26 protein-coding genes are annotated in these 23,837 nt (G+C 70.4%); 7 read left to right on the plus strand and 19 right to left on the minus strand.

From position 1 onward, the window contains the following. Window positions 1-65: 65 nt before the first annotated feature. The gene (locus tag ABZT06_RS29185; RefSeq protein WP_355747181.1) at window positions 66-1,178 is read left to right on the plus strand and encodes a dipeptidase; all 1,113 of its coding nucleotides are present in this window, start codon (window positions 66-68) and stop codon (window positions 1,176-1,178) included. 43 nt (window positions 1,179-1,221) lie between these two features. Here the strand turns inward: ABZT06_RS29185 and ABZT06_RS29190 are convergent, their stop codons facing one another. Together ABZT06_RS29190 and ABZT06_RS29195 are read right to left on the minus strand one after the other, a co-directional pair. Continuing rightward, a complete protein-coding gene (locus ABZT06_RS29190; RefSeq protein WP_031044079.1) occupies window positions 1,222-1,605 on the minus strand; it encodes a VOC family protein in 384 nt (127 codons plus the stop codon). A 29-nt stretch (window positions 1,606-1,634) separates the two neighbouring features. Beyond that, window positions 1,635-1,994: a VOC family protein gene (locus ABZT06_RS29195; RefSeq protein WP_355747186.1), complete on the minus strand. Its 360-nt coding sequence runs from the start codon at window positions 1,992-1,994 to the stop codon at window positions 1,635-1,637. 117 nt (window positions 1,995-2,111) lie between these two features. Between ABZT06_RS29195 and ABZT06_RS29200 the strand changes: the two genes are divergently transcribed. Continuing rightward, the gene (locus ABZT06_RS29200; RefSeq protein WP_355747188.1) at window positions 2,112-2,618 is read left to right on the plus strand and encodes a CGNR zinc finger domain-containing protein; all 507 of its coding nucleotides are present in this window, start codon (window positions 2,112-2,114) and stop codon (window positions 2,616-2,618) included. Window positions 2,619-2,627: 9 nt separating this feature from the next. On the opposite strand, the gene ABZT06_RS29205 is transcribed toward ABZT06_RS29200, so the two are convergent. From ABZT06_RS29205 to ABZT06_RS29235, 7 genes are all read right to left on the minus strand, one after another. Continuing rightward, entirely contained in the window at window positions 2,628-3,290 is a 663-nt protein-coding gene (locus ABZT06_RS29205; protein WP_355747191.1) for a plastocyanin/azurin family copper-binding protein, read from the minus strand. Then, the gene (locus ABZT06_RS29210; protein ID WP_355747194.1) at window positions 3,287-3,745 is read right to left on the minus strand and encodes a hypothetical protein; all 459 of its coding nucleotides are present in this window, start codon (window positions 3,743-3,745) and stop codon (window positions 3,287-3,289) included. The genes ABZT06_RS29205 and ABZT06_RS29210 overlap by 4 nt, the downstream gene beginning before the upstream one ends. Before the next feature lie 109 nt (window positions 3,746-3,854). Beyond that, window positions 3,855-4,871: a plastocyanin/azurin family copper-binding protein gene (locus ABZT06_RS29215; protein ID WP_355747197.1), complete on the minus strand. Its 1,017-nt coding sequence runs from the start codon at window positions 4,869-4,871 to the stop codon at window positions 3,855-3,857. Window positions 4,872-4,898: 27 nt separating this feature from the next. Then, the gene (locus tag ABZT06_RS29220) at window positions 4,899-6,206 is read right to left on the minus strand and encodes a copper resistance protein CopC (RefSeq protein ID WP_355747200.1); all 1,308 of its coding nucleotides are present in this window, start codon (window positions 6,204-6,206) and stop codon (window positions 4,899-4,901) included. After that, window positions 6,203-6,877 carry a hypothetical protein gene (locus ABZT06_RS29225; protein ID WP_355747203.1) on the minus strand — a complete coding sequence of 225 codons (675 nt, stop codon included), beginning with the start codon at window positions 6,875-6,877 and terminating at the stop codon, window positions 6,203-6,205. The genes ABZT06_RS29220 and ABZT06_RS29225 overlap by 4 nt, the downstream gene beginning before the upstream one ends. Window positions 6,878-7,026: 149 nt before the next feature. Next, complete coding sequence (locus ABZT06_RS29230) at window positions 7,027-7,443, minus strand: hypothetical protein (protein ID WP_355747354.1); 417 nt, start codon at window positions 7,441-7,443, stop codon at window positions 7,027-7,029. Between the two features lie 145 nt (window positions 7,444-7,588). Further along, complete coding sequence (locus ABZT06_RS29235; RefSeq protein ID WP_355747206.1) at window positions 7,589-8,932, minus strand: UDP-glucose/GDP-mannose dehydrogenase family protein; 1,344 nt, start codon at window positions 8,930-8,932, stop codon at window positions 7,589-7,591. 168 nt (window positions 8,933-9,100) lie between these two features. On the opposite strand from ABZT06_RS29235, the gene ABZT06_RS29240 reads away from it, so the two are divergent. From ABZT06_RS29240 to ABZT06_RS29250, 3 genes are all read left to right on the plus strand, one after another. Beyond that, window positions 9,101-10,267, plus strand: a complete 1,167-nt coding sequence (locus ABZT06_RS29240) for an acyl-CoA dehydrogenase (protein WP_355747209.1) — start codon at window positions 9,101-9,103, stop codon at window positions 10,265-10,267. A 178-nt stretch (window positions 10,268-10,445) separates the two neighbouring features. Beyond that, window positions 10,446-10,808: a four-helix bundle copper-binding protein gene (locus tag ABZT06_RS29245; protein WP_355747211.1), complete on the plus strand. Its 363-nt coding sequence runs from the start codon at window positions 10,446-10,448 to the stop codon at window positions 10,806-10,808. A 73-nt stretch (window positions 10,809-10,881) separates the two neighbouring features. Beyond that, complete coding sequence (locus ABZT06_RS29250) at window positions 10,882-11,727, plus strand: class I SAM-dependent methyltransferase (protein WP_355747214.1); 846 nt, start codon at window positions 10,882-10,884, stop codon at window positions 11,725-11,727. Between the two features lie 11 nt (window positions 11,728-11,738). Here ABZT06_RS29250 and ABZT06_RS29255 read toward each other — a convergent pair whose 3' ends face one another. Next, window positions 11,739-13,046, minus strand: a complete 1,308-nt coding sequence (locus ABZT06_RS29255; protein WP_355747217.1) for an LCP family protein — start codon at window positions 13,044-13,046, stop codon at window positions 11,739-11,741. A gap of 117 nt (window positions 13,047-13,163) precedes the next feature. Between ABZT06_RS29255 and ABZT06_RS29260 the strand changes: the two genes are divergently transcribed. After that, on the plus strand, window positions 13,164-13,721 hold the full coding sequence (locus ABZT06_RS29260; RefSeq protein WP_355747220.1) for an acyl-CoA thioesterase: 558 nt from the start codon (window positions 13,164-13,166) through the stop codon (window positions 13,719-13,721). A gap of 803 nt (window positions 13,722-14,524) precedes the next feature. On the opposite strand, the gene ABZT06_RS29265 is transcribed toward ABZT06_RS29260, so the two are convergent. After that, entirely contained in the window at window positions 14,525-15,985 is a 1,461-nt protein-coding gene (locus ABZT06_RS29265) for an LCP family protein (protein WP_355747223.1), read from the minus strand. A 132-nt stretch (window positions 15,986-16,117) separates the two neighbouring features. Here ABZT06_RS29265 and ABZT06_RS29270 point away from each other — a divergent pair, with 132 nt between their 5' ends. Beyond that, a complete protein-coding gene (locus ABZT06_RS29270) occupies window positions 16,118-17,146 on the plus strand; it encodes a glycosyltransferase family 2 protein (protein ID WP_355747226.1) in 1,029 nt (342 codons plus the stop codon). 70 nt (window positions 17,147-17,216) lie between these two features. On the opposite strand, the gene ABZT06_RS29275 is transcribed toward ABZT06_RS29270, so the two are convergent. The 8 genes from ABZT06_RS29275 to ABZT06_RS29310 form a co-directional block, all read right to left on the minus strand. Further along, window positions 17,217-17,684: a hypothetical protein gene (locus ABZT06_RS29275; protein WP_355747229.1), complete on the minus strand. Its 468-nt coding sequence runs from the start codon at window positions 17,682-17,684 to the stop codon at window positions 17,217-17,219. Window positions 17,685-17,742: 58 nt separating this feature from the next. Next, on the minus strand, window positions 17,743-18,153 hold the full coding sequence (locus ABZT06_RS29280) for a spore-associated protein A (protein ID WP_355747231.1): 411 nt from the start codon (window positions 18,151-18,153) through the stop codon (window positions 17,743-17,745). Window positions 18,154-18,188: 35 nt separating this feature from the next. After that, entirely contained in the window at window positions 18,189-18,608 is a 420-nt protein-coding gene (locus tag ABZT06_RS29285) for a spore-associated protein A (protein WP_355747234.1), read from the minus strand. A 30-nt stretch (window positions 18,609-18,638) separates the two neighbouring features. Further along, the gene (locus ABZT06_RS29290; protein WP_355747237.1) at window positions 18,639-19,088 is read right to left on the minus strand and encodes a hypothetical protein; all 450 of its coding nucleotides are present in this window, start codon (window positions 19,086-19,088) and stop codon (window positions 18,639-18,641) included. Between the two features lie 14 nt (window positions 19,089-19,102). Beyond that, window positions 19,103-19,549, minus strand: coding sequence for a hypothetical protein (locus tag ABZT06_RS29295; protein WP_355747240.1), 447 nt, complete (start codon window positions 19,547-19,549; stop codon window positions 19,103-19,105). Window positions 19,550-19,692: 143 nt separating this feature from the next. Continuing rightward, window positions 19,693-21,255 carry an LCP family protein gene (locus tag ABZT06_RS29300; RefSeq protein ID WP_355747357.1) on the minus strand — a complete coding sequence of 521 codons (1,563 nt, stop codon included), beginning with the start codon at window positions 21,253-21,255 and terminating at the stop codon, window positions 19,693-19,695. A 274-nt stretch (window positions 21,256-21,529) separates the two neighbouring features. Further along, complete coding sequence (locus ABZT06_RS29305) at window positions 21,530-21,967, minus strand: serine/threonine protein kinase (RefSeq protein WP_355747243.1); 438 nt, start codon at window positions 21,965-21,967, stop codon at window positions 21,530-21,532. 175 nt (window positions 21,968-22,142) lie between these two features. Beyond that, on the minus strand, window positions 22,143-23,801 hold the full coding sequence (locus ABZT06_RS29310; RefSeq protein ID WP_355747246.1) for an LCP family protein: 1,659 nt from the start codon (window positions 23,799-23,801) through the stop codon (window positions 22,143-22,145). Window positions 23,802-23,837 lie beyond the last annotated feature (36 nt).

Genomic DNA, 23,837 nt, shown 5'->3' on the forward strand with positions numbered 1-23,837 from the left:
CCCCCCGCGCTCCGTGCGACGGTGACCGTACGGCGATCAGAAGATCACGACGTACGGAGCCCGTCATGGCAGATCTCCAGGACGAACTGCACCCCGCGGCCGAGATGGGAGAGCTGCCCCAGCTCTTCGAGGCCGTGCCGGAGCCGTACACCTCCGGCTCCGACCCGGACGCCGCGCTTCTGGAGCGCGCCCGTGCCATCCTCGCCGCACACCCCGTCGCCGACGGCTACAGCGGGCTGCCCTGGGCCCTGAGACACCTGCCCTGGTTCGACCTGGAGGTCGGGGAGAGCGCTGTGGACACGGATGTGCCGAGGCTGAGGGAGGGGCACGTGGGCGCCCTGATGTGGTCGCTGCACCTGCCCGAGGGGCTCGACGGGGACCGTGCCGTCGGCGCCACCCTGGAACAGCTCGACCTGGTGAAGACGGTCGTGGGCAACCATCCCGAGGGCCTGCGTCTGGCCCGCACCGCGGGACAGACCACCGACGCCCGCAACTGCGGCCGCGCCGCCGTCCTGCTCGGCCCCGCCGGTGCCGCCGCCCTCGGCGACTCGCTCGGCATCCTGCGCTCCCTGCACGCCCTCGGCCTGCGCGCCCTCACCCTGTCCGGGGTGTCCTGGGCGAGTGGGGCGGGGCTCACCCGGTTCGGCGAGGAGGTGCTGCGCGAGATGAACCGGCTCGGAGTCCTCGCCGATCTCTCCGGCGCCTCCGAGGCCACCACCCGGCGGACCCTGGCGGTGTCCAAGGCGCCGGTGCTCTTCAGCCGCTCCGCCGCCCGCGCCCTGCGCCCCCACCCGGCCAACCTCCCCGACGACCTGCTCGCCGAGCTGGGCGCCGCCAAGGGCCTGTGCATGGTGCCGCTGACCGCCGAGCAGACCGGCCCGACGGTCCGGGCCGTCGCCGACCACCTCGACCATGTGCGCGCGGTCGCGGGTGCCGAGTGCGTGGGCCTGTCCGGCACCTACGACGTCGGCACCGCCCACCCGCAGGAACTCGGCGACGCCTCCCGCTACCCCCACCTCGTCGCCGAGCTGCTGCGCCGAGGCTGGGACGAAGCCGATCTCGCGCTGCTGACCTGGGGCAACGTCCAGCGGCTGCTGCGCGAGTCCGACTTCACCGCCCGGGCGGCGCAGCGGCGGCGGGGGCCGTCCACGGCGAAGATCGCCCAACTCGACGGGTGACCGGCTGCTCTACCTGACCGGCTCCGCTACCTGACCGGCCGCGCTACACCGGGTCGATCCGGCACAGGCAGAAGGGGTGGCCCGCCGGGTCCGCGTACACCCGGAAGTCCTCCTTGTCCTCGGCGTGCAGCAGCCGGGCGCCCAGCTCCAGCACCTTGGCCTCGGCCGCGTCGATCTCCTCCCACGTGGTCCCGCCGTCGAAGTCCAGGTGGAACTGCTGGGAGTTGCGGTCCGCCCGCGGCCACTCGGGCGGGGTGAGTCCCGGTGCGCTCTGGAAAGCCAGCCGGGGGCCTGCGGGGACACGCAGGACCACCCAGTCGGGGTCGTCGTCCTCCGGGGTGCCGCCCACGATCCCGGCGTAGAAACGGGCCAGCGCGCGGGGGTCGGGGCAGTCGATCACGACGGAACGGAAGCGTGCGACAGTCACGAGAGGTCCTCCTGGTTCGACCGGCGGGTTCAACAGGCGCAGAGGCAGAACGGGTGCCCCGCCGGGTCGGCGTACACACGGAAGGTGCGGGAGCGGTCCTCGGCGTCCAGCGGCTTCGCCCCGAGCGCCAGCACCTCCTTCTCGGCCGCGTCCAGGTCCTGGACGGTCAGGTCCAGGTGGAACTGCTGCGAGGCGTCGGGTGCGGGCCACTTCGGCGGTACGAAACCGGGGGCGGCCTGGAAGGCCAGCGACGGTCCGCCGGGGGTCCTGAGGTCCACCCAGTCGCCCTCGCCCTCGACGGTGCCGCCGAGCACACCGGCGTAGAAACCGGCGAGCGCGCGGGGGTCCGGACAGTCCAGTACGACGGCTCCGAGTTCGGCGATGGCCATGGCTTCCTCCTTGAAGCGCGGTTACCTGTAGGTGCGGGTAACCAGTAACCGTTACCGCATGCTCCCGCATCGGAGGTAACGTCGCAAGGGAATTCCCTAGCTAGGTAGCGTGCAGCCATGAGTGAGCGATCGCCCGCGCCCGGAGGGCTGGCCCTCGTCGAGTCCCTGGTCAACACGGTGGACCTGGAGTCGGGCGCCGATGCGCTGGACACGGCGGAGGGGCGGGCGCGGTTCGGGATCGCCGAGGGTGAGGTGGCGCGGGCACGCGAACTGAGGGAGTCGCTGCGGGTCGCTCTGCTGGCCCATGCGGGGCACCCGCCGCACCGCACGGTGACACCGCTGGGGGAGTTGCTGGCCGCGGCACCCCTCGTCCTCACGGTCGCCGCGGCCGACGGCTCGGCGGCCCTCACCCCCGCCGACGCCCGGCCCCTCCTCTCCCGGGTCGCCGCCGCCGTCGCCGATTCGCTGGTCGCGGGGACCTGGATCCGCCTGAAGGCCTGCGAGGCCGTGGACTGCCACTGGGCGTACTACGACCGCAGTCCGGCGGGGCGGGGGCGCTGGTGCTCCATGCAGGTGTGCGGGGCCCGGGCGAAGATGCGGCGCTACCGGGCCGCCAGGGGGTGAGTCCTGCCGTCAGGGTGCCTCCCGCTGCGCTCGGGACGTCCTCGAACCCACGAGCAGCAGACACAGGACCGCCACCCCGGCCACCAGCCCGGCCAGGACCAGCAGGGGATCCAGGGGGCGGGCCGTCGAGGCCGCCGCCTGGGTCGCGGGCGGTTGCGCTGCCGCCGCCGGCGCCGTCGTCTGCGGTACGGCCGCCTCGGGCGCCGACGGTGTCGGCGACGGCATCGTCATCGCCGGTGCGGAGTTTGCCGTACGTGACGGGGTGCGGGCCGGTGTCGTGTGCACGTGCTCTCGCGGTGCCGCCGAGGTCCTTGCCGGTACCGGAGCCGGAGCCCGTGCCGCCCGGACCGTGATCCCTGCCGTCATGTCCGGATGGACCGTGCACACGTAGCCGTAGGAACCGGCCGTGGTGAACGTGAAGCTCCAGCTCTGGCCCTTGTTCAGCATGGGGGAGTGGAGGGAGAGCGGACCGGAGGTGGTCTTCACGTCGTGCGGGGCCGTGTCGTAGTTGGTCCACGTCACCGTGGAACCGGCGGGCACGCTCAAGGACGCCGGCGAGAAGGCGTACCCCTTCATGGCCACGGAGTAGCTGGCCGCCGACGCCTGTCCGGACGGCAGCAGCCACACGGTGAGGAGGGCGAGCGCCGCCGCGGCCCGCAGCAGCCCCCTCATGCGAAGTCCGCCGCGACGAGCAGCCTGAGACGCGTGGCCGGCAGTCGCCACGGCAGCCGGAATCCGGTGGCCCGGCGCAGCAGCCGGTAGGGCAGCCGGGCGGTGCCCACCACGAGCAGCCGGCCCTCGGCGCGCTCGACCACGCGCATCCGCAGCAGGACGGGAAAGGCGGTGTCGTCGAGGACGAGGTCGGCGGTGAGCTGGAGGCGGTCGCCGGGCAGGTCCTCGACCCGTTCGGAGGTGAGTACAGCCCGCAGTTCGCTGTGGTCGAACTCGAAGCGGAACGCGGGGTGTCCGGCCTCCGGGGACGTCTCCAGGGACGCTGTGGCGAGGGGCACCCGACGCCGCCGTACCGGCAAGGGCCCGTACCAGGCGGTGAGTTCGGCGAGGGAGCGGCCGGGGGCCACGGTGAGGCGTCGGGGCGGCGGAACGGTGGGCAGGGTGACGGTTGTCATCCCGAACTCCTTGGAAAGCGGTTCCCGAAATGTGGTGAGGGTGTGGAGAATGGCCGTGGACGCCGTTCCGGCCGGCTGAGCCCCGGCCGGAACGGCGTCCACCCAGCTGTCAGCAGCTGGTGGTGAGGAAGTCCGTGGTGGGCGTGAGCAGGTGCTCGGCCCAGACGGTGTGCATCTTCACGTAGGCGTCGGGGTTCAGCAGGTCGGTGACCTGCTGTCCGAGCGACTCCTCCAGGTGCGCGGAGTTGATGTGGGCCAGCAGCACGCTGAGCGTGCTGTCGAGCACCGTGCCGCCGTCGTTGACGGCCGGCTTGAGGATGCTCTCGATCCACACCGTGTGCATCTTGATGTACGAGTCCAGCGACAGCGCGTCCTGAACCTGCTGGCCGGGCGACTCCTCCAGGTGTGCCGCGTAGAGGTGCTGGAGGATCGGCAGCAGTTCGTTGCGGATGCTGGTGCACTGCTCACCGGAACCGGAGCCGCCGCCGCTGGTGGGCGTGGCCGTCGGAGTGGCGGTCGGCATCGGCATGCCGGTCGGTCCCGACGTGGGGGTGGCCGTCGGCGTGGCCGTGGGGGCCGTCGTCGGTCCTGCCGTGGGGGTCGTCGCGGTCGGCGTCGGCGCGGGAGTCGTACCGCCACCGCCGGAGGCCGCCACCACCTTCACGGACGACACCATGTCCGGGTGCACCGCGCAGTAGTACTCGTAGGTGCCGACCTTGGTGAAGGTGTACGACCACGAGTCGCCCTTCTGAAGCGTCCCCGAGTCGAAGGCCACCGGGGCCTTGGTCGTGGTCACCGTGTGCGGGGCGCTGTCGTGGTTGGTCCACCGGACGGTCTGGCCGACCTCGACGACGAGCTGCTTGCCGTCGCCGAACTTGTAACCCGTGATGTCGACCTGGTAGTCGGGGGTGGCGGCCTTCATGTCGGCCATGTCGGCAGCGGCGGCAGCGGGCGCCTGAGCCGCGCCCGCGGCCTGCTGCGAGGCCGTCGTGGAACCCGTGGCCGCGCTCAGCAGTCCGAGACTGAGTACGGCGGCGAGGGCCGCGCCGAGGCCGGCGAACAGCAGGGACCGGTTCCCGGTCGGCGACTTGCTTCGCCGGCCACCGGACTCGTCTTTGCTTCTCACTACAACTCCTATTGCTTTTCAGGGAGTTCAGCGGCCGGGATCGGCCGTGACCAGCAGACTCGTCACGGCGAGCACGACGAGGGCCAGCCCCGTCTCGGCCGCGACCGAGTAACCGAAGGGCCGCACGGTGGCGGCGTCGCCGCGCAGCAGCACGGCGAGATCGAGGCGGGTGCGCACCCACTGGCGGCTCGCGTAGGCGGCGACCAGGACGCACCCGAGGACGGCTGTCTTGACGAGCAGCAGATGTCCGTAGGAGGTGTGCAGGAGGGCGCCGTACGACCCCACCACCTGCCACGCGAGCACCAGCCCGGCGCCGACGATGCCCGTGACGCTGACCGCCGCGAGCCGCGCGTAGCCCGGCACCACCTCGGCCAGCTCCGTGACCCGCCGGCGCGGCAGTACCGCCAGCGCGAGCATGGCGAGCCCGCCGATCCACAGCGCGGCCCCGAGCAGGTGGACGAAGTCGGCGACGGCTCCCCAGGTCGGCTCGCCGCCCTCGGAGTTGTGGCCCGTCATACCGGTCGTGCGCAGCAGCCCGAACGTCACCGCGAGCGCGCCCACCCGCCAGCCCGGCGAGCGCGCGGCACCCTGGAGCAGCGCGGCGAGCACCACCGCCGCGAGCACCCACATCAGGCCGCGCGCGGCGAGCACGATGCCGGGTTCGGTGGCCAGGACGTCCGCGTAGGTCGCCGGGCGCAGTGCGTCCCGCAGACCGCCGAGGGCGGCGTACGCCCCCTGCAGTCCCACGGTCGCCACGGTTGCCAGCAGTCCGCCCGTCCAGGCCAGGCCCAGCAGCGCGCGGGCCCGCGGCTCGTACGCCCCGCCCGGCCACAGCAGGGAGACGAAGGCGAGCCCGCCGACGAACAGGGCCAGCGCGAGATATCCGGCCCAGCGGACGGCGACGAGGCCCTCGCGCACCGAGGGGGACGGTGCGGGAGCGGCGACCGGGGCCTCGTCGCCGCCGGTCCTGGTGGCGGCCCCCACGGCGAAGGCGATGCGTCCGGAGGAGGTGTGCCCGTCCTCCTCGTCCACGACGGACCACACGAGGGCGAACTTCCCGTCCGCCGGGCTGCCGAGGGCCACCCGTACAACGTTGTCCTTGCCGGCGCGGGACGCGGGCAGCCGGTCCCCGTCCACCGTCAGCACCCGTACGTCGGACAGGTCGACGGCCTCGTCGAAGGTGAGGGTGAGATGGCCGGGGGCCTTCGCGAGCGTGGCGCCGTCCTTGGGGGAGGACTTCACCAACTCGGTGTGCGCGGAGGCGGGTTGGGCGGCGCCGAGGAGGGCGCACAGGAGGGCGGCGAGGAGCAGCAGGGCCCGGTGCGTGGTCCTCATGGGGTCGCCTCCGGCTGCGGGGAGGCGGAGGGGGAGGGGGAGCCGGCGAGGACCCCACCGAGCAGGCTGGAGACGGGAGCGAGGCCGACGCAGGGGGAGGGTGTGGGCGTCGGCGAGGGGGAAGCGCTTGCCCCGGAGCCGCCCAGGAGGCCGATCACGGGCTCGGTGAGACCGGCGAGCAGCGGCTGTACGAGGGTGACCTGACCGTCCTTGCAGCCGGCCGTGGCGGAGGGGGTGGGGGTCGGACTGGGCGTGGGGGAGCCGGTGCCCGGGGCCGGCGGTGCACTCTCGTGCCCGGTGTGGCCGCCGCCGTCCGCTCCGCCTCCCACGACGGGGCCGGAGCCGCCGGTCACCACGCCCCCGGAGCCGCCGTATCCGATGCCGGCACCGCCGCCGCCGTATCCGAGGTCCGCGCCGGCCCCGCCACCGCCGTACGGCGGCAACGCACCGGAACCCACCGGAACCTGACCGCTTCCCGGCATGGTTGCCGCCGGTGCCGTGACCGCGGGCGACGCGGCGGGGGGAACCGCGGCCTCGGCCGTTCCGGAGCCGGCCGGGGCGCCGATGCCCGAGGCGTACCCCAGCACGATCACCACCGCACCGACGAGCGCGCCGGCGACCAGCTCGTCGCGGTGATCCCGCGGCCACTCCCCCCTGCGGAACAAGGGCATGACTCACTCCTGACGTGCTCATATCAATCCGGCCGAAGAGCTCGGCGGACGACGAACAGTGGAGTGGAGGGTGGATTCCGCTTGACTACGCATCGGTTAACCGACCGTTGCCTACCTCTCCTTTACGGGGGCGTGGTCTGTGAGAACGGTCAATTCGCCGATGTACTCGAATGCAAATCGAACTCGTCTTGAGGATTCCGGGGAAGCCTGCATATGCCGATCACAGCGTCCGCCTGTGCCGGGTGGTCCGCGAGCCATGCGGAGACGTGTTCCCGGACGACCTCCTCGACGCAGGCACGCACCTCGGCGCCGCCGAGCAGACCCCTCGTGGCGCCCTCGAACTCGGGACGGTCCGGCCGCACCGACACCACCGACGTCAGTACCCTGCCGATCCGGCCGGGCCGAAGTCGGGATCGGCCACCGTCAGCAGCCCCGGGTCCGCCCGTGCGCGCTGAGCGCGCCCGGGTCCGCCCGTGCGCGCTGAGCGCGGCGGCCAGTCCGGCGCGGAAGCCCGCCGTGTGCGCCCCGCCCTCAGGGGTGGCCCGGCTGTTGGTGAAGGACCGCATCCGCTCCTCGTCCGAAAAGGGGTCCGAACCAGTCACCGCATCGTCCCCAGGGCTGCGCCGAGACCGCCTATGGGCCGATACCCCTCGTCGTCCTGGGCGCCGGTGAACCCCTGTTCTGAAGCCCCGTCACAGCGGCCGTCGGCGCTCAGGCCGTAGGCCGTCCCATCGCCCGGTACGTCCAGCCGGCCTTTCGCCACAGCACCGGGTCCAGGGCGTTGCGGCCGTCCAGGACGACCTTTGCCGCCGCGACCTCGCCGAGGGCCGCCGGGTCCAGTTCGCGGAACTCCCGCCACTCCGTGAGGTGGAGTACGACGTCGGCGCCCCGGACCGCGTCCACGGCGGTGTCGGCGTAGCCGAGGGTCGGGAACAGACGGCGGGCGTTGTCCATGCCCTTCGGGTCGTAGACCGTGACCTGGCCGCCCTGGAGGTGAATCTGCCCGGCGACGTTCAGCGCGGGGGAGTCGCGGACGTCGTCCGAGTCGGGCTTGAAGGTGGCGCCGAGCACCGCGACCCGCTTGCCGAGGAACGGCCCGCCGCCCAGTATCTGCCGGGCCAGCTCCACCATCTGCCCGCGCTGACGCATGTTGATCGAGTCGATCTCACGCAGGAAGGTCAGGGCCTGGTCGGCGCCGAGCTCACCCGCGCGGGCCATGAAGGCGCGGATGTCCTTCGGCAGACAGCCGCCGCCGAAGCCGATCCCGGCCCGCAGGAACTTCTTCCCGATCCGGTCGTCGTACCCGATCGCCTCCGCGAGCCTCGCGACATCGCCGCCGGAGGCCTCGCACATCTCCGCCATCGCGTTGATGAAGGAGATCTTCGTGGCCAGGAAGGAGTTCGCGGAGGTCTTCACCAGCTCGGCGGTCGGGAAGTCGGTCACCACGAACGGCGTGCCCTCACCGAGCGGCGTCGCGTACACCTCGCGCAGCAGCTTCTCCGCGCGCTCACTGCGCACGCCGACCACGATCCGGTCCGGGTGCAGCGTGTCGTTCACCGCGAAGCCCTCGCGCAGGAACTCCGGATTCCAGGCCAGCTCGGCGTCCGCGCCCGCGGGGGAGTGGTCGGCCAGGTAGCGGGCCAGCCGGTCGGCGGAACCCACGGGCACGGTCGACTTGCCGACGACGAGGGCCGGGCGGCTCAGGTGCGGGGCGAGGGAGGCGATCGCCGAGTCGACGTACGACATGTCGCAGGCGTACTCGCCGTGCCGCTGCGGGGTGTTCACACAGACGAAGTGCACGTCACCGAAGGCGCCCGCCTCGGCGAAGTCCATGGTGAAGCGGAGCCGGCCGGTGGAGCCCTCGATCCCGGCGACATGCTTGCGCAGCAGGTCCTCCAGGCCCGGCTCGTACATCGGGACCTCGCCCCGCTGGAGCATCTCGATCTTCTCGGGCACCACGTCGAGCCCCAGCACCTCGAACCCGAGCTCGGCCATGGCCGCGGCGTGGGTGGCGCCGAGGTAGCCGGTGCCGATCACGGTGATCTTGAGGGCCATGGAGACTCCAGGAAGAGGGACGGGCCAGTGCGCGCCCGAGCATAGTCGGAGGGTCTGACGGGCATTTTTCCCGCTGTCGCCAAGCTCACGTATCACTCGCGTGGGCCGGGCCCTAAAATTTGAGTTACTTAACGGTAATTAGCACAGGCATCGCAGCGTCCTTGGAGCGTGAAGACCTTGGCCGGATCGGCTGACTTCGACCTGTACCGCCCGTCCGAGGAGCACGACATGCTCCGGGACGCCATCCGTTCGCTGGCGGAGGCGAAGATCGCGCCCCACGCCGCCGCGGTCGACGAGGAGGCCCGCTTCCCGCGCGAGGCCCTGGAGGCACTGGTCGCCAACGACCTGCACGCGGTGCACGTCCCCGAGGAGTACGGCGGCGCGGGCGCCGACGCGCTCGCCACGGTGATCGTCATCGAGGAGGTCGCCCGCGCCTGCGTCAGCTCTTCCCTGATCCCCGCCGTGAACAAGCTGGGCTCCCTCCCGGTGATCCTCTCGGGCTCCGAGGACCTGAAGAAGAAGTACCTCTCGCCGCTCGCCAAGGGCGAGGCGATGTTCTCGTACGCCCTCTCCGAGCCGGACGCCGGTTCCGACGCGGCCGGCATGAAGACCAAGGCGGTCCGCGACGGCGACCACTGGATCCTCAACGGCGTGAAGCGCTGGATCACCAACGCGGGCGAGTCCGAGTACTACACGGTGATGGCCGTCACCGACCCCTCGAAGCGCTCCAAGGGAATCTCGGCGTTCGTCGTCGAGAAGTCCGACGAGGGCGTCTCCTTCGGCGCCCCCGAGAAGAAGCTCGGCATCAAGGGCTCCCCGACCCGCGAGGTCTACTTCGACAACGTCCGCATCCCCGCCGACCGCATGATCGGCGAGGAGGGCACCGGCTTCGCGACCGCGATGAAGACCCTGGACCACACCCGCATCACCATCGCCGCCCAGGCTCTCGGTGTCGCCCAGGGCGCCTTCGACTACGCCAAGGGCTACGTCCAGGAGCGCAAGCAGTTCGGCAAGGCCATCGCCGACTTCCAGGGCATCCAGTTCATGCTCGCCGACATGGCCATGAAGATCACCGCCGCCCGCGCCCTGACCTACCAGGCTGCGGCCGCCTCGGAGCGCCTGGACAAGGACCTCACCTTCCAGGGCGCCGCGGCCAAGTGCTACGCCTCGGACGTGGCGATGGAGGTCACCACGGACGCGGTCCAGCTGCTCGGCGGGTACGGCTACACGCGGGACTACCCGGTGGAGCGCATGATGCGCGACGCCAAGATCACGCAGATTTATGAGGGCACGAACCAAGTTCAGCGGATCGTCATGGCGCGCAACCTGCCGTAGCCGGCCCGACCGGCGACGACCGAGCCCCCGGACGTGTTCCGGGGGCTTTTGTCGTACTGCGGGTGGGGTGTTTCGGGGTGGATTGTTCGCGTCCGCCGGATGGCGCCCCGCCGGGGAGGGGCGTAGGACGGAAGGGCACGGGGCCCGCCCCGGGTTCCCGCATCCCCCAGGAGGAGCCATGACCCAGGCCGAGAACATGTCCGCGATGAGCAAGGAGATGCAGGACTGCGTGGCGGCGTGCATGGAGTGCCACAGCGTCTGCGAGGAGACCATGAGCTCCTGCATGCAGATGGGCGGCCAGGGGCAGATGCAGATCATGCGCGCGCTCATCGACTGCGCCGACATGACCCGCATGTGCGCCGACATGATGATGCGCCGCTCGCCCATGTCGGCGGAGATGTGCGCGATGTGCGCCAAGGCGTGCGAGATGTGCGCCGAGGCGTGTATGTCCATGCCGGACGACCCCCAGCTGATGCGCTGCGCACAGGCGTGTCGCCGCTGCGTGGAGACCTGTCGGGCGATGGCGGGCATGGCGATGTGACACACCTTGCCCGGGCGTGGCCGGGGGCACCCCCCGAGGTGCCCCCGGCCACGGATGCGGCAGGCTACGGGGCATGACCGCACCCGAGCACACGACACCGCCGCCCGCGGACGCCACCGAGGCCTTCGACGCCGCCGAGCGTCAGATGTGGAAGGGCCGCACCGAGGCCTACGCCGGCAGCTTCGCCCGTCTGTGCGCCTACCCCGTGGAAGCCCTGCTGGACGCGGCCGGCGTCGGTGAGGGCACGCGTGTCCTCGACGTCGGCACCGGCGCCGGTACGGCGGCCGTGGCGGCACTGGCGCGCGGTGCCCGGGTGAGTGCCGTGGACGCCGACGCCGGGATGGTGGCGGCGGCGCGGGCCCGCGGGGTCGACGCGCGCACCGGCGAGCTTCCTGAACTCCCCTACCCGGACGGTGAGTTCGATGCCGTCGTCGGGAACTTCGTCCTCAACCACGTCGGCCGCCCCCGCACCGCCCTCGTCGAACTCCACCGCCTCCTGCGCCCGGGAGGCCGGATCGCCCTCACCACGTGGAGTGCGCGGCGCGGCGCCGGACAGGACCTGCTCGGCCGGGCCTGCGAGGCGGGCGGGGCCGTACCGCCGCCGTACCTTCCGCGGCTGGATCCGGCGGAGGACTGGCCCCGCACGGTGGACGGTCTCGCCCAACTCCTCGGCGGAGCGGGCTTCGTGGCCTCCGAGGCGGCCGAACTCACCTGGGACCACCGGGCCGGCGTCGAGGAGTGGTGGAGCGGTGCCGCCGGCGGCGTGGCCACCATCGGGCTGGTCGTCACCTCGCAGGACCCGGAGACCGTCGTACGGATCCGGCGGGAGTACGAGCGGCTGAGCACCGAACACACGGTGGCGGAAGGGCGGTTGGCCCTTCCGCACATCGCGCTGCTCGGCTCGGGACGGCGGGCGTAGGGCCCTGGCCCTCAGTTGCCGGAGACGGTGACCTTCTCGTCGTTGTTCAGCTCCTGCACCAGCTGCTTCACCTTCGCCTTGTTCCAGACCAGGTTGCCGTTGGTGGACCCGGAGATCGGCATGTTCAGCGAGGTGCCGTCGCCGCCGTTGACGCCCTTCATCGCGAAGAACATGGACCCCAGGTCGTACAGGCCCATGTCCTTGTCGACGATGAGCGAGTCCAGGCCCGCGCCGAGCGTCGGGTAGAGCTTGAAGGGGTTCAGGACCGTTCCGGGGGTGGCCACCTCGTGGGCGAGGGCCGAGAGGAACTTCTGCTGGTTCTTGGTGCGCTGCAGGTCGGACGCGGCGAACGCGTGCCGGGTGCGGACGAAGGCGAGCGCCTGGTCGCCGTTCAGGGTCTGCTTGCCCGCCTGGAAGTCGGCGCCGGAATACTTGTCCTTGAAGCCCTTGTCGATGTTGATCTCGACCCCGCCGACCGCGTCCACGATGCTCGCGAAGCCGGCGAAGCCGATCTCGACGTAGTGGTCGATGCGCAGCCCGGTGTTGAACTCGACCGTCCGGACCAGCAGTTCGGGCCCGTCCTCGGCGTACGCGGCGTTCAGCTTCACGTGCCGGCCCGTGCCCTTGTAGGTCTTGCCGGACTCGGAGCCCACGAAGGTCGGGATCTCCACGTCCGAGTCACGCGGCAGCGAGACCAGCGTGTCGCCGTTGCTGCCGGTGTGCAGGATCATCATCGAGTCGGTGCGCTTGCCCTCGGCGGAGCCGGTGTGCAGCTGCTTCTTCTGCTCCGAGGAGAGCCCGGCGCGGCTGTCGGAGCCGACGATCAGGTAGTTGGTGCCGTCGCCCTGCTCCGGCCGGTCGATGACCTTGGACAGGTCGACCTCGCGGTTGAGCTTGGAGTCGGCCCAGAAGTAGGTGCCCACGGTCGTCACCACCAGCCCGGTGATCACGACGATGGCGGTCCACTTGATCCGCTTGCGCCAGTTCGGCGCGGGCCGCGGGCCGCGGCCGCCGCCCGGGTCGGCGGGCCCGCCGGGGCCACCGCCGCCGTAGACCTGGCCGGTGTTGTAGCCGCTGTCGTACTCGTCGTAGTCACCGCCGTGACCCCGGCCGTCGACGTACGACGGCTGCTGGGGCACACCGTTGCCGTACGGCGGCGCGGACGGCCCCTGGCGGCCGTACGCACCCTGCCCGGGCGCCGCCCGACCGCGGCGGACCTGCCGCATCACGCGGGCGCTCTCGGGCTGTGCGCTCGCGCTGCCGCGTCCGTACCGGTCGCCGCGGTTGTCGCCGGACCATCCCTCGGGCCAATCGTTCATGGGCCCCAGTGTGCCGGTACCCGCTGTGCCCTTTACAAGGGTCGTCGGAAAATCAGGGCAGCGCTGTTGCGAAGCTGACACAAATTCCCGAATTGTCATCGGCATAGGGTGGGGGTCATGACAGACCAGGCCATCGCCGCGCACCAGGGCGCCCCGGAGATCCCGGGCAAGCCCACCTCGGCGTCCCGCACCACGCTGAGCCACATCATGACCCAGGCCGACACCAACCTCCTCGGTACCGTGCACGGTGGCGTGATCATGAAGCTGGTGGACGACGCGGCGGGCGCGGTGGCCGGGCGGCACAGTGGCGGCCCCGCCGTCACCGCCTCCATGGACGAGATGGCGTTCCTGGAGCCGGTCCGGGTCGGCGACCTCGTCCATGTGAAGGCCCAGGTCAACTGGACCGGCCGGACCTCGATGGAGGTCGGCGTACGGGTTCTCGCCGAGCGCTGGAACGAGTCAACGCCCGCCACCCAGGTCGGCTCCGCCTACCTCGTCTTCGCGGCGGTCGACGCCGACGGCAAGCCCCGCCGGGTCCCTCCGGTGCTCCCGGAGACGGAACGGGACGAGCGCCGCTACCAGGAAGCCCAGATCCGCCGCACCCACCGCCTCGCGCGCCGCCGGGCGATCATGGAGCTGCGAGAGAAGCGAGCGGCGGAGGGCTTCGAGGACTGACCCGGCCCCCGGCCCGCCCGCACTCTCCCCTCACTCTTTCTCCCACACGGGCCCGGCGTCAGCCCGCGTGCCGCCCGAGCCCGGCCCGTGTCACCGTCACCGCCCCGGCTGCCCGTGTGCCGCCCGAGCCAGGTCCGCGTCACCGTCACCGCCTGGGCGGCCTGTGCGCCGCCGCGCCCCGGCTGCCCGTGTGCCCCCCCCGTGCTCGGTTCGTGTCACCGTCACCGCGCTGGCTGCCCGTGTGCCGCCCGAGCCCGGTTTCCAAGTCATCGCCGCTGCCCGGCTGGCCCGTTCTCCGCTCGTGCTCGGTTCGTGTCACCGTCACCGCGCCGGCTGCCCGTGTGCCGCCCGAGCCCGGTTTCCAAGTCATCGCCGCTGCCCGGCTGGCCCGTTCTCCGCTCGTGCCCGGCCCGTGTCACCGTCACCGCGCCGGCTGCCCGTGTGCCGCCCGAGCCAGGTCCGCGTCACCGTCACCGCCTGGGCGGCCTGTGCGCCGCCGCCCGTGCTCGGTCCGTGTCACGCCGCTGCCTCAGCTGCCCGTGTGCCCCCGAGCCCGGTCCGTGTGTCACCGTCACCGCCCCGGCTGCCCGTCTGCCGCCCGAGCCAGGTCCCGTGCCACCGCAACTGCCGGCTGCCAGCCAGGTCCCGTGCCACCGCAACTGCCGACTCCCAGCCCGGTCCCCTGTCACCGCCCCGGCAGCCCTGCCCCCGCCGGTCCTGCTCCGCCGCCTGGCTCGGACCCGTGCCGGCCGCACCAGCGAGACCGCCCCGCGCCCAGCCGCCCCGGAGCACCTGCCCCCGACCTACACGCACCCCACCTCATCCCCGGTGACCACGCCGAACTCCCCCTGCAGCTCGTCCTCGGCGCGTACCTTCCGTACCCGTTCGAAGTCCGCGCCCGCGAGCACCTTCAGTACCGCCCCCTGGCCCTTCACCGCCCGCAGCTCACTGCCGGGCAGGGCCGCCGCCAGGGAGCGGGCGGAGCGGTCCCAGCGGGGGTCGTAGGTGACGACCGTGCGCTTGACCGTGCGGTCGGCCGAGTTCACCGGGTGCCCCGTCGTGCGGAAGCCCGTCGAGGCCAGCGCCGCGTCCACCCGCTTGCCGAGGCCGCCCGTCGCCGTGCCGTTCTCGACCTGGACGCGGATCTGCTGAGGGGAGACCGGGACCAGCAGCGCCTTGCTCTTCGGCTTGTGCGCCGCCAGCGGCTGGTCCTCGCGCAGGGACTTGAAGAGGAGCGAGGACTTCGCGGGATCCCACTTCAGGGTCGACCCCACGCCCTTGACGGCGTATCCCATCTGCCCGATCGGCACGGTCGTGAACTCCGACGACGAGGGGGAGAAGTTCCGCATCGCCCGGCCCAGGTCGAGCAGTTCGTCCGTGCCGAAGCCCTTGTCGGCCCGTACGGAGCCGAGGACGGCCCGGGCCACATCGCGGAACCTCATCGGGTTCAGCAGGACGCCGGACGAGGTCGCCCGCTCGATCAGCGCCGCGAGGAAGCGCTGCTGCCGCTTCATCCGGCCGAGATCGGAGGAGACGTCGGTGTGCCGGGAGCGGACGTACTGGAGTGCCTGCCCGCCCATCAGCCGGTGCCGGCCCGCCTCGAGGTCGAGCCCGGTGTACGTGTCCTGCAGCGGGTCGGCGTTGCAGATCTCGACCCCGCCGAGCACGTCCACCGTCTTCATGAAGCTGGTGAAGTCGACCTCCAGATAGTGGTCGATCTTGACGTGGGTCATGTTCTCGACGGTCCGGACCGTCAGCTGGGGCCCGCCCTCCGCGTACGCCGCGTTGATCTTGATGGGGTGCCCGTGGTGCTCTTCCCCCGTGGTCCCGTCGGCATGCGGGGGCGTCATCGCGTACGAGTCGCGCGGCAGGCTCACCACGCTCGCCCGTTCCCGGTCCTCCGAGATGTGGACGATCATGATCGTGTCGGTGCAGTGGCAGGGCGCCCCGCCCAGCCGGTACATCTGCCGCTCCGCCTCGGTGATCTTTTCGCGGCCGTCGGTGCCGACCAGCAGCACGTTCATGCCGTGTCCGGCGCGCGGCCGGTTCTTCATGTCCTTGAAGGGGTCCACGCGTGTGATGTCCGCGTCGAGGCTGGTCATCACGGCGTGCCCGATCCCGGCGGAGGCGAGTACGACGACGGACAGCGTGGTCGCCGCCCGCATGGCCCAGCGGGGCCGCTTGCGTCGTACGGGCGGTGGTGCGGGTCGGCGCTGCGGAGGGCGAGGGCGGGCCGCGGAGGGCCGGGGCGGCGTGACGGGCATGGGGGGACACCTCCGCGAGGAACAGCCGAACGAGGGATCTTGAGCACCGTAGGCCCATACGATCTGCGACGACCGGCACCGCCCCGGGCGGGGCGCGGCGGTGTCCCCCGTTCGCGGTAACGTGATCCCCCTATGAACGCCAAGCCCGACGTGCAGCTCCCCGCCGTGTCTGTGATCATGCCCGTCCTCGACGAGGAGCGGCATCTGCGCGGAGCCGTCCAAGCGATCCTCGCGCAGGAGTACGCCGGCGAGATGGAGGTCGTGATCGCCCTCGGTCCGTCCAAGGACCGCACGGACGAGATCGCCGCCGAGCTCGTCGCGGAAGACGCGCGCGTGCACACCGTCCCGAATCCCGCCGGCCGCACCCCCGCCGCCCTCAATGCCGCGATCAAAGCGTCCCGCCACCCGATCGTCGTCCGCGTCGACGGGCACGGCATGCTCTCGCCGAACTACATCGCGACCGCCGTACGGCTCCTGGAGGAGACCGGCGCGCAGAACGTCGGCGGCATCATGCACGCCGAGGGCGAGAACGACTGGGAGCACGCGGTCGCCGCCGCGATGACCTCCAGGATCGGCGTCGGCAACGCGGCCTTCCACACGGGAGGGCAGGCGGGCTCCGCCGAGACGGTCTACCTGGGTGTCTTCCGCCGCGAGGCGCTGGAGCAACAGGGCGGCTACAACGTGGAGTTCATCCGCGCCCAGGACTGGGAGCTGAACTTCCGCATCCGTGAGGCCGGCGGCCTGATCTGGTTCTCGCCCGAGCTGCGGGTGTCGTACCGCCCGCGCCCCTCGGTGAAGGCGCTGGCCAAGCAGTACAAGGATTACGGCCGCTGGCGGCACGTGGTCGCCCGCTACCACTCCGGCTCCATCAACCTGCGCTACCTGGCCCCGCCGGTCGCGGTGTGCGCGATCGCGGCCGGCCTCGTGGTGGGCGCGGCCCTGACCCCGCTCGGCTTCGTGATCCCGGGCGGCTATCTCGCGGCGATCTCCCTCGGCTCGCTCCCGGCGGGCAAGGGGCTGTCCCTGAAGGCCCGCCTCCAGATCCCGGTCGCCCTCGCCACCATGCACATGTCGTGGGGGTACGGCTTCCTGACCAGCCCGAGGTCACTGGCGAAGAAGGTCATCGCGTCGCGGCGGCCGGCGGTGCTGACGGAGGCGTAAAGGCTCTGGACCGACCGAAGGCCCCCTTCCGGACGACCGGGAGGGGGCCTTCGCCATGGGCCGGAAGGGCTCAGCCGCAGTGGAAGTAGCCCGACGGGGGGACGTGGTCCTGCAGGAAGTTGGAGCCACCGTTGGGCTTCCACATGTCCAGCTCGAAGGTGATGCAGGTGTTCCGGCCGTTCACCTGGACGGGGCCTGCCTCGTAGCTGAAGTTGCCGTTGTCGTTGTCGTGCCCGCCGGCCTTGGACCACAGGTCCAGGTTCATGCGCGAGCTGACGCCGTAGTAGGAACCCGCCTTGACGGACCTCGCACAGTTGTAGGTGCCGTCCCAGTACAGGTAGGTCGTGGCGACGTGCGGGTGCGAGCTCACCGAGTAGTCGTAGTGGTTGATCTGGTCGATCAAGGTCCCGCTGCAGCCGGCGGTGGCGGCGGCGGACGCGGTGGGGGCGACGGCCATGGGGACCGCGACACCCAGGCCGAGGGTCATCGCCGCGGTGGCGATCCAACGGGTGGTTCTGAACTTGACGTGCTTGGACATCAGTTGGAGACCTCTCATCTCGGGACGTGACGGCTTGAAGAAGCTGGGCCGGTGGGGCTCAGCCGCAGTGGACGCCGTAGTCGATGCGCGTGTAGTTGGAGGCTGCGTGGCCGCCCCAGTCGATGCACCTGTCCGCGGCGGAGGCGTAGACCGGGCCCGCGTAGTACTTGTAGGTGCCGTTGTCGTACTCGCTGTCCTTCCACACGTTGTCGGTGCGGTGCAGCCGCAGGTTGGCGCCCAGGATCGTGGGCGTCCCCTGGGTGTCGGTGAGAGTGACGACGCAGTTCTTGCCGCTGGCGCTGTTGTAGGTGAGGTAGGCGATTCCGTCACCGACGTCCATGGTGTCGATCACGCCGTAGCCGGACCCGCAGGCGCCGTTGTAGGAGGCTGCCGAGGCGGTGCCGGTGGCGGCGATGGTTCCGGCTGCGGCGAGGCCGATGACGGCCGCGACGAAGCCAACTCGCTTCATCTTGAACACGTTTGGATCCCTGTCAGTGGTGGGGCTCAGCCGCAGTGCACGTTGTAGTTCACATGCCAGGTTTCGGTGCCCGCGTTGCCGCCCCAGTCGATGCACCTGCCTGCGGCGGAGGCGTAGACCGGGCCGGCGTAGTACTTGAAGAAGCCCGCGTCGTACTCGCTGTCCGCCCAGTCGAGGTTGGTGCGGTGCAGCCGCACTCGGGCGTCCAGGAGCATGGTGGTGCCCGGTGTGTCGGAGACGGTGACGACACAGTTCTTGCCGCTGGAGCTGCTGTAGGTGAGGTAGGCGGTTCCGGTGCCGACGTCCTTCGTGTCGATCACGCCGTAGCCGGACCCGCAGGCGCCGTTGTAGGAGGCTGCCGAGGCGGTGCCGGTGGCGGCGATCGTTCCGGCGGCGGTGAGGCCGATGACGGCCGCGGCGGAGCCAAGTCGCTTCATCTTGAGCATGTCTGAGTCCTCGTCAGTGCGCGGGCGAGTTCAGCCGCAGTGGTTGTAGCCGCCGGCCGGAACCCGGTCCTGGAGCATGTCCGAGCCGCTGGTGCTCCACATGTCGAGCTCGAAGGCGATGCAGGTGTTCTGGCCGTTCACCTTGACCGGGCCCGCGTAGTACTTGAAGTACCCGCTGTCCGGGTCCGCGCCGCCCTTCTGGTTGTAGATGGTCAGCGACATACGCGAGCTGACGCCGTAGTACGAGCCGACCTTGTCGGCGCGGACGCAGTTGGTGGTGCCGTCCCAGTACAGGTACGACGTCGCCACGTGGGTGCCGTTGTAGTTGTAGTGCTTGAGGGTGTCGACGATGCTGCCGGAGCAGCTGCCAGAGGCGGCCGAGGCGGCCGGCGCGGTGGCCACGGGGCCCGCCACGGCGACACCGAGCAGGACCGTGGTGCTCGTCAGCCAGCGGGCGGCCTTGGACTTGAGGATGCTCATGTCGGACTCCGTTCTCAACCGCAGTGGAAGTAGCCGGAGTTCGGCACGTGGTCCTGGATGATGTTGTTGCCGCTCAGGTTCCACACGTCCGTCTCGACGGCGATGCACCGGCCCTTGCCGTAGAACTTGAAGCTCGCGTAGTAGAGGTACTGGCCGTCGTCACCCGGCGAGACGTAGCCGTCCTTGTCCGTCCAGGCATCCACGGCGATACGCGACTTGACGCCGTAGTAGGAGCCCTGCTTCACGGCGGCGACGCAGTTGTACGTGCCGTCCCAGAACAGATAGGTCCTGGCGTACGTCGTGCCGTTGTAGGTGTTGCTCCAGCTGTCGATCTGGGACCCGTTGCAGCCGTAGGTGGCGGCGCTGGCGGCCGGAGCCGTGACGAGTGAGTAACCGGCGATCGCGGACAGCATCATCGCCATGGACGTGATGTATCTGGCGGCCTTGCTCTTGAGCTTCAACTTCTCCCCCTGGAGCGACAGTTGCGTCCGTCGTGGTCGCGGACCGCTCAAGATCCTGACATGTCCAAGTAACAAATGTGACCACGGTGTAAAGCATTGGCCAGAAATTGATCACCTGGCCGAAAGCGCTCTCAGGGGGCCCGCTACCAGGTGAAGTCGGGGTTGACGTGCATGCACGCCTTGGTGTCCGCGCCGTTGAAGGTGTCCTCCGACTTGGGCAGCGTGTTGTCCTCCTCCGCCACCTTGTACGTCGTACCCGACCGCCAGTCCGCGCCGACGACCAGCGTGACTCCGGAGACGTCCGTCGACCTCTTCACCGAACTCATCGGAACGCCGAAGGCCTTGGCGACCGCCTGGGCGTCACCCTCCAGGTCCGCGCTCGGATAGCGCACCAGGGTCTTGGCCTCGCTCACGATCACCGAGGAGTCCGCCTTGGCCGCCGTGAAACCCTTGCCGACGAGCAACTCGGCCACATCGGTCGCCCGCCCGGTCGCCGCTCCCAGCGTGCTGGTGCGGGTGCCGTTCTGCACCTGTACGGCGATCTCGTCGTCCGCGGCCGCCGGGTCGTCGGAGGTCTCGTCCTTGGTCGTGGTCTTCTTCTTGTCCTTGCCGTCGAGCGCGATGTCCTCACGGACGAGCCGGAAGACCTTCTCCGCCTCCTCCGGCTTGGGCACCACCCGATTGCCGTCCGAGGCGTACTGCCACGGCATCGTCGTCATGGTGATCCGCTTGGTGGGGACCTTGCGCAGCTCGTTGCTCAGGTCGTACAGCTTCGTCACCGTCCCGAGCCCGTCGTCCACCGTCAGCGCGTCCGTGGCCGTCTCGGCGAGCTTGCGCAGCTTGTTCGGGCTGCTCAGAGTCGCGTTCTCACGCAGCTCGCGGACCATCGAGTTCATGTACTGGTGCTGGGCCTTGGCCCGCGCGATGTCGGTGCCGTCCTCGAAGCCGTACCGGGTGCGCAGCCACTGGAGGGCCTGCTTGCCCTTGATGGGGGTGGTGCCCTCTTCCAGCCGCAGGCCGGAGCCGTGACCGGTTCTGGTGTGCGAGTAGATGTTGGCGTCCACGCAGACCGGTACGCCGCCGATCGCGTCCGCCATCGACACCACACCCGCGAAGTCGACCATGATGAAGTGGTCGATATGGATGTCGGTCAGCTTCTCCCAGGTGGCCACCGTGCAGCCGGGGCCGCCACGACCGAGGGAGTCGTTGGTCATCGCCGAGGTGAGCGCCGAGTAGACCTTGTCGTTGTCGGGGTCGGCGCACTTCGGTATGTCGAGAAGGGTGTCGCGCGGCATGCTGACGACCGACATGTTGGAGCGGTCCGCCGAGAGGTGCAGCAGCATCTGGACGTCGGCGCGCGGCGCGGTGTTGTACGTCTCCTTGGCGCCGCCGAGCTTCTGGTTCTCGGCGTTGTCGCGGGCGTCCGAGCCGATCAGCAGGATGTTCAGCGGGGTCTGTCCGGCGGCGTTCGCCTCCGTCTTCGCCGCCCTGTCCTTCTCGTCGCCGATGTTCAGGGCGTCCTTCTTGATGTTGCCGTTCAGGTGCCGGTAGTAGAGGTATCCGGCGCCCGCGGTGCCGGTTATCACCACCGCCAGCACGATCGCCGACCAGCGCAGAAAACGCCGGCTTCGTCGCCGCTCACCTCTGCCGTGCCGTCCCCCGCCGTGACCGGCGGGCGGCTGCGTGTCCTGCGGTGCGAGGGACATCGTGTCCTCGACCGCGGGCACCTCTCCGCGCACACTCTGCGCCAATTCCCTGTCCTCCCCACCCTGCGGACTGCCGAGCCTCCCCAAGCCCGACGACCGGCCTTTATGCCTCGTCCGCCTGGTCGGAAAGCGTACGGGAGAACCACTGTCGAATGCGGTGTCGAATGCCGATCGAGCTCTCGGACGTGAGCACGCTTCATCATTCTGCAGAGAGTTAGGAGTTCGCTGTGGGGGTGCGATTCCGGCTCACGCCTGCCGGGCCGCACCCGCCGGGTCAGTTGCAGCCCATGGCGTTACTGGTCCACGTGAGTTCGGGTGAGGTGAGGCGGAGGTAGACGCAGGTGCTGGGCGCGTAGACGTACACGGGACCCGCGTACTTCGTGTAGTTGCCCAGGTCCTCGTGCCAGCTGCCACCGGCCGCCCTGATGCCCATGCCGATGCCGCTGGACCTGCCGTAGTCGGTGTTGTTGCTGTCCTTGACGTTGACGGCGCAGTTGTAGCCGGAGGACGGGTTGTAGAGCAGGACGCTCCAGTAGTACTGCTTCGGGATGCCCATGTCGCCGGCGTCGACGGTGGCCGTGTACCCGGATCCGCACACCGATCGCGCCAGGCTCACGACGTCGCTCTTGGTCGACGCGCTCGCGTTCGTCGCCAGGGGGGCGACGACGAGGGCCAGTGCCGAGAGCATGACGGCGGCCAGTCTTCTGCGCATGGGGTACTCCTCGGTAGAGCGGGAATGATCGTCCGGGCGATCCCACCATCGAACACTCGTCGCAATGCTGCTGTGAGGCCCCTGTGACCATTAATTGATCATGGAATGGCTTGTTCCGGGTGCCCGTGATCGCATCCACAGCGCGATCCACGGGCCGCCGCTGCCCGCCGACGGTTCACCAGCGGTACCGCTTGTACACGTCCATGCACTGATCGCTGTCCGCGCCGTTCATCTCGTCGGCGTTGCTCGGAAGGTCCCCGGCCTTCGGAGAGGACTGCTTCGGATAGGTCGTACCCGAGCGCCAGTCGGCGCCCACGACGACGGTGACACCGGACACGTCAGTCGACCTCTTCACCGAACTCAGCGGAATCCCCAGTGACTTGGCGACCCGCTGGGCGTCGCCCTCCAGGTCTGGGCTCGGGAACCGCACCACGGTCCGCTCCTCGGCGAGCGCCGCCGAGGTGTCCGCCGAGGCCCGGGCGAAGCCCTTCTGCACGAGCAGCCCACTGATCGCCCCGGCCCGCCCGGAGACCGGACCGAGCGTGGTGGACCTCGTCGCGTTCCGCACCAGGACACCGATCTGGTCGTCGGCCGCCGCCGGGTCCTTGGAGACCCTCTCCTCGTCCGACTTCTTCTCCGAGGACGTGCCCTTGTCGTCGAACGGCACGTCGTCGCGGAGCATCTGCCACATCTTGTCGGCCCCGGCGCCGTCCGGGACCAGATGGTTCCGGTTCTGGTCGTCCTCGACGGTCGGCATCGTCGTCATGGTGATCCGGTTCGTCGGCACCGACTTAAGCTGCGTGCCCAGGTCGTACAGCTTCTTGACGGTGCCGATCTCCTCCGAGACGGTCAGCGAGTTGGTGGCCGCCTCGGCCAGATTCGTCAGCCGCCCGGTGTCCGTGAAGACGTTCTGCTTCTTCAATGTGCGGATCATCGAGTTCATGTACATGTGCTGGGCCTTGGCGCGGCCAAGATCGCTGTAGAAGGCATGGCGTGTGCGCAGCCACTGCAACGCCTGTTTGCCCTTGATGTCCTTGCGGCCGGCCGTCAGCTTCAAGCCGGAGCCTCCGGGCACGCCGGGCATCGGGCGGTCCCACACGTTCTGCTTCACACAGACCTCGACGCCGCCGATGGCGTCCGCCATGCTCACCACGCCCGCGAAGTCGATCGTCATCCAGTGGTCGATGTAGACGCCGGTGAGGTTCTGCCAGGTGGCCAGGGTGCAGCCGGCCCCTCCGCGGGCCAGCGACGTGTTGATGATGTCGTTGGTCGCCGGGTAGGTGGCGCCCGTCTTCGGGTCCTTGCACTTGGGGATGTCGACGCGGGTGTCCCGCGGGATGCTCACCACCGCGGCACTCTTCCGGTCCGCGGACAGGTGGATCAGCATCTGCACGTCGCCCAGCGGCGGGTTGCCGCGAGTGTCCTTGCTGCCACCGAGCTTCACGTTCTCGTCGGAGGAGCGGCTGTCGGAGCCGATGAGAAGAATGTTCAGCGGGGTCTGGCCGGCGGCGTTCGGCGCGGACTTGTTCGCCTTGGAGTCGCCGCTGCTGCGCTCACCCTTCTCGATGTTGCCGTTGAGGTGCTGGTAGTACAGGTAACCGGCGCCCGCCGTGCCCAGTATCAGCACCGCGAGCGTGGTCGCGGACCATCTGAGCACGCGATGACCGCGTCGCGGTCGCCGTCTCCCGTGCCCTGCGCCCTTCGGCCCTGCGCCCTTCGCTCCTGCGCCCTGGCCTCCGCCCTCGGACGGGCTGTCGGTCCGACCCCGCCCGAGAGCGGGCTCGACGCCCGAGAACGTTCCTCTTCCCTGCCCCCGCACACTGTTCTGCGGCACCGCCCCACCCTCCCCGCCCCACACCTGACATGGCCC

Origin of the sequence: Streptomyces sp. NPDC005483 (assembly GCF_040606035.1) — a bacterium.
In the GTDB taxonomy this organism is placed as follows: Bacteria; Actinomycetota; Actinomycetes; order Streptomycetales; family Streptomycetaceae; genus Streptomyces.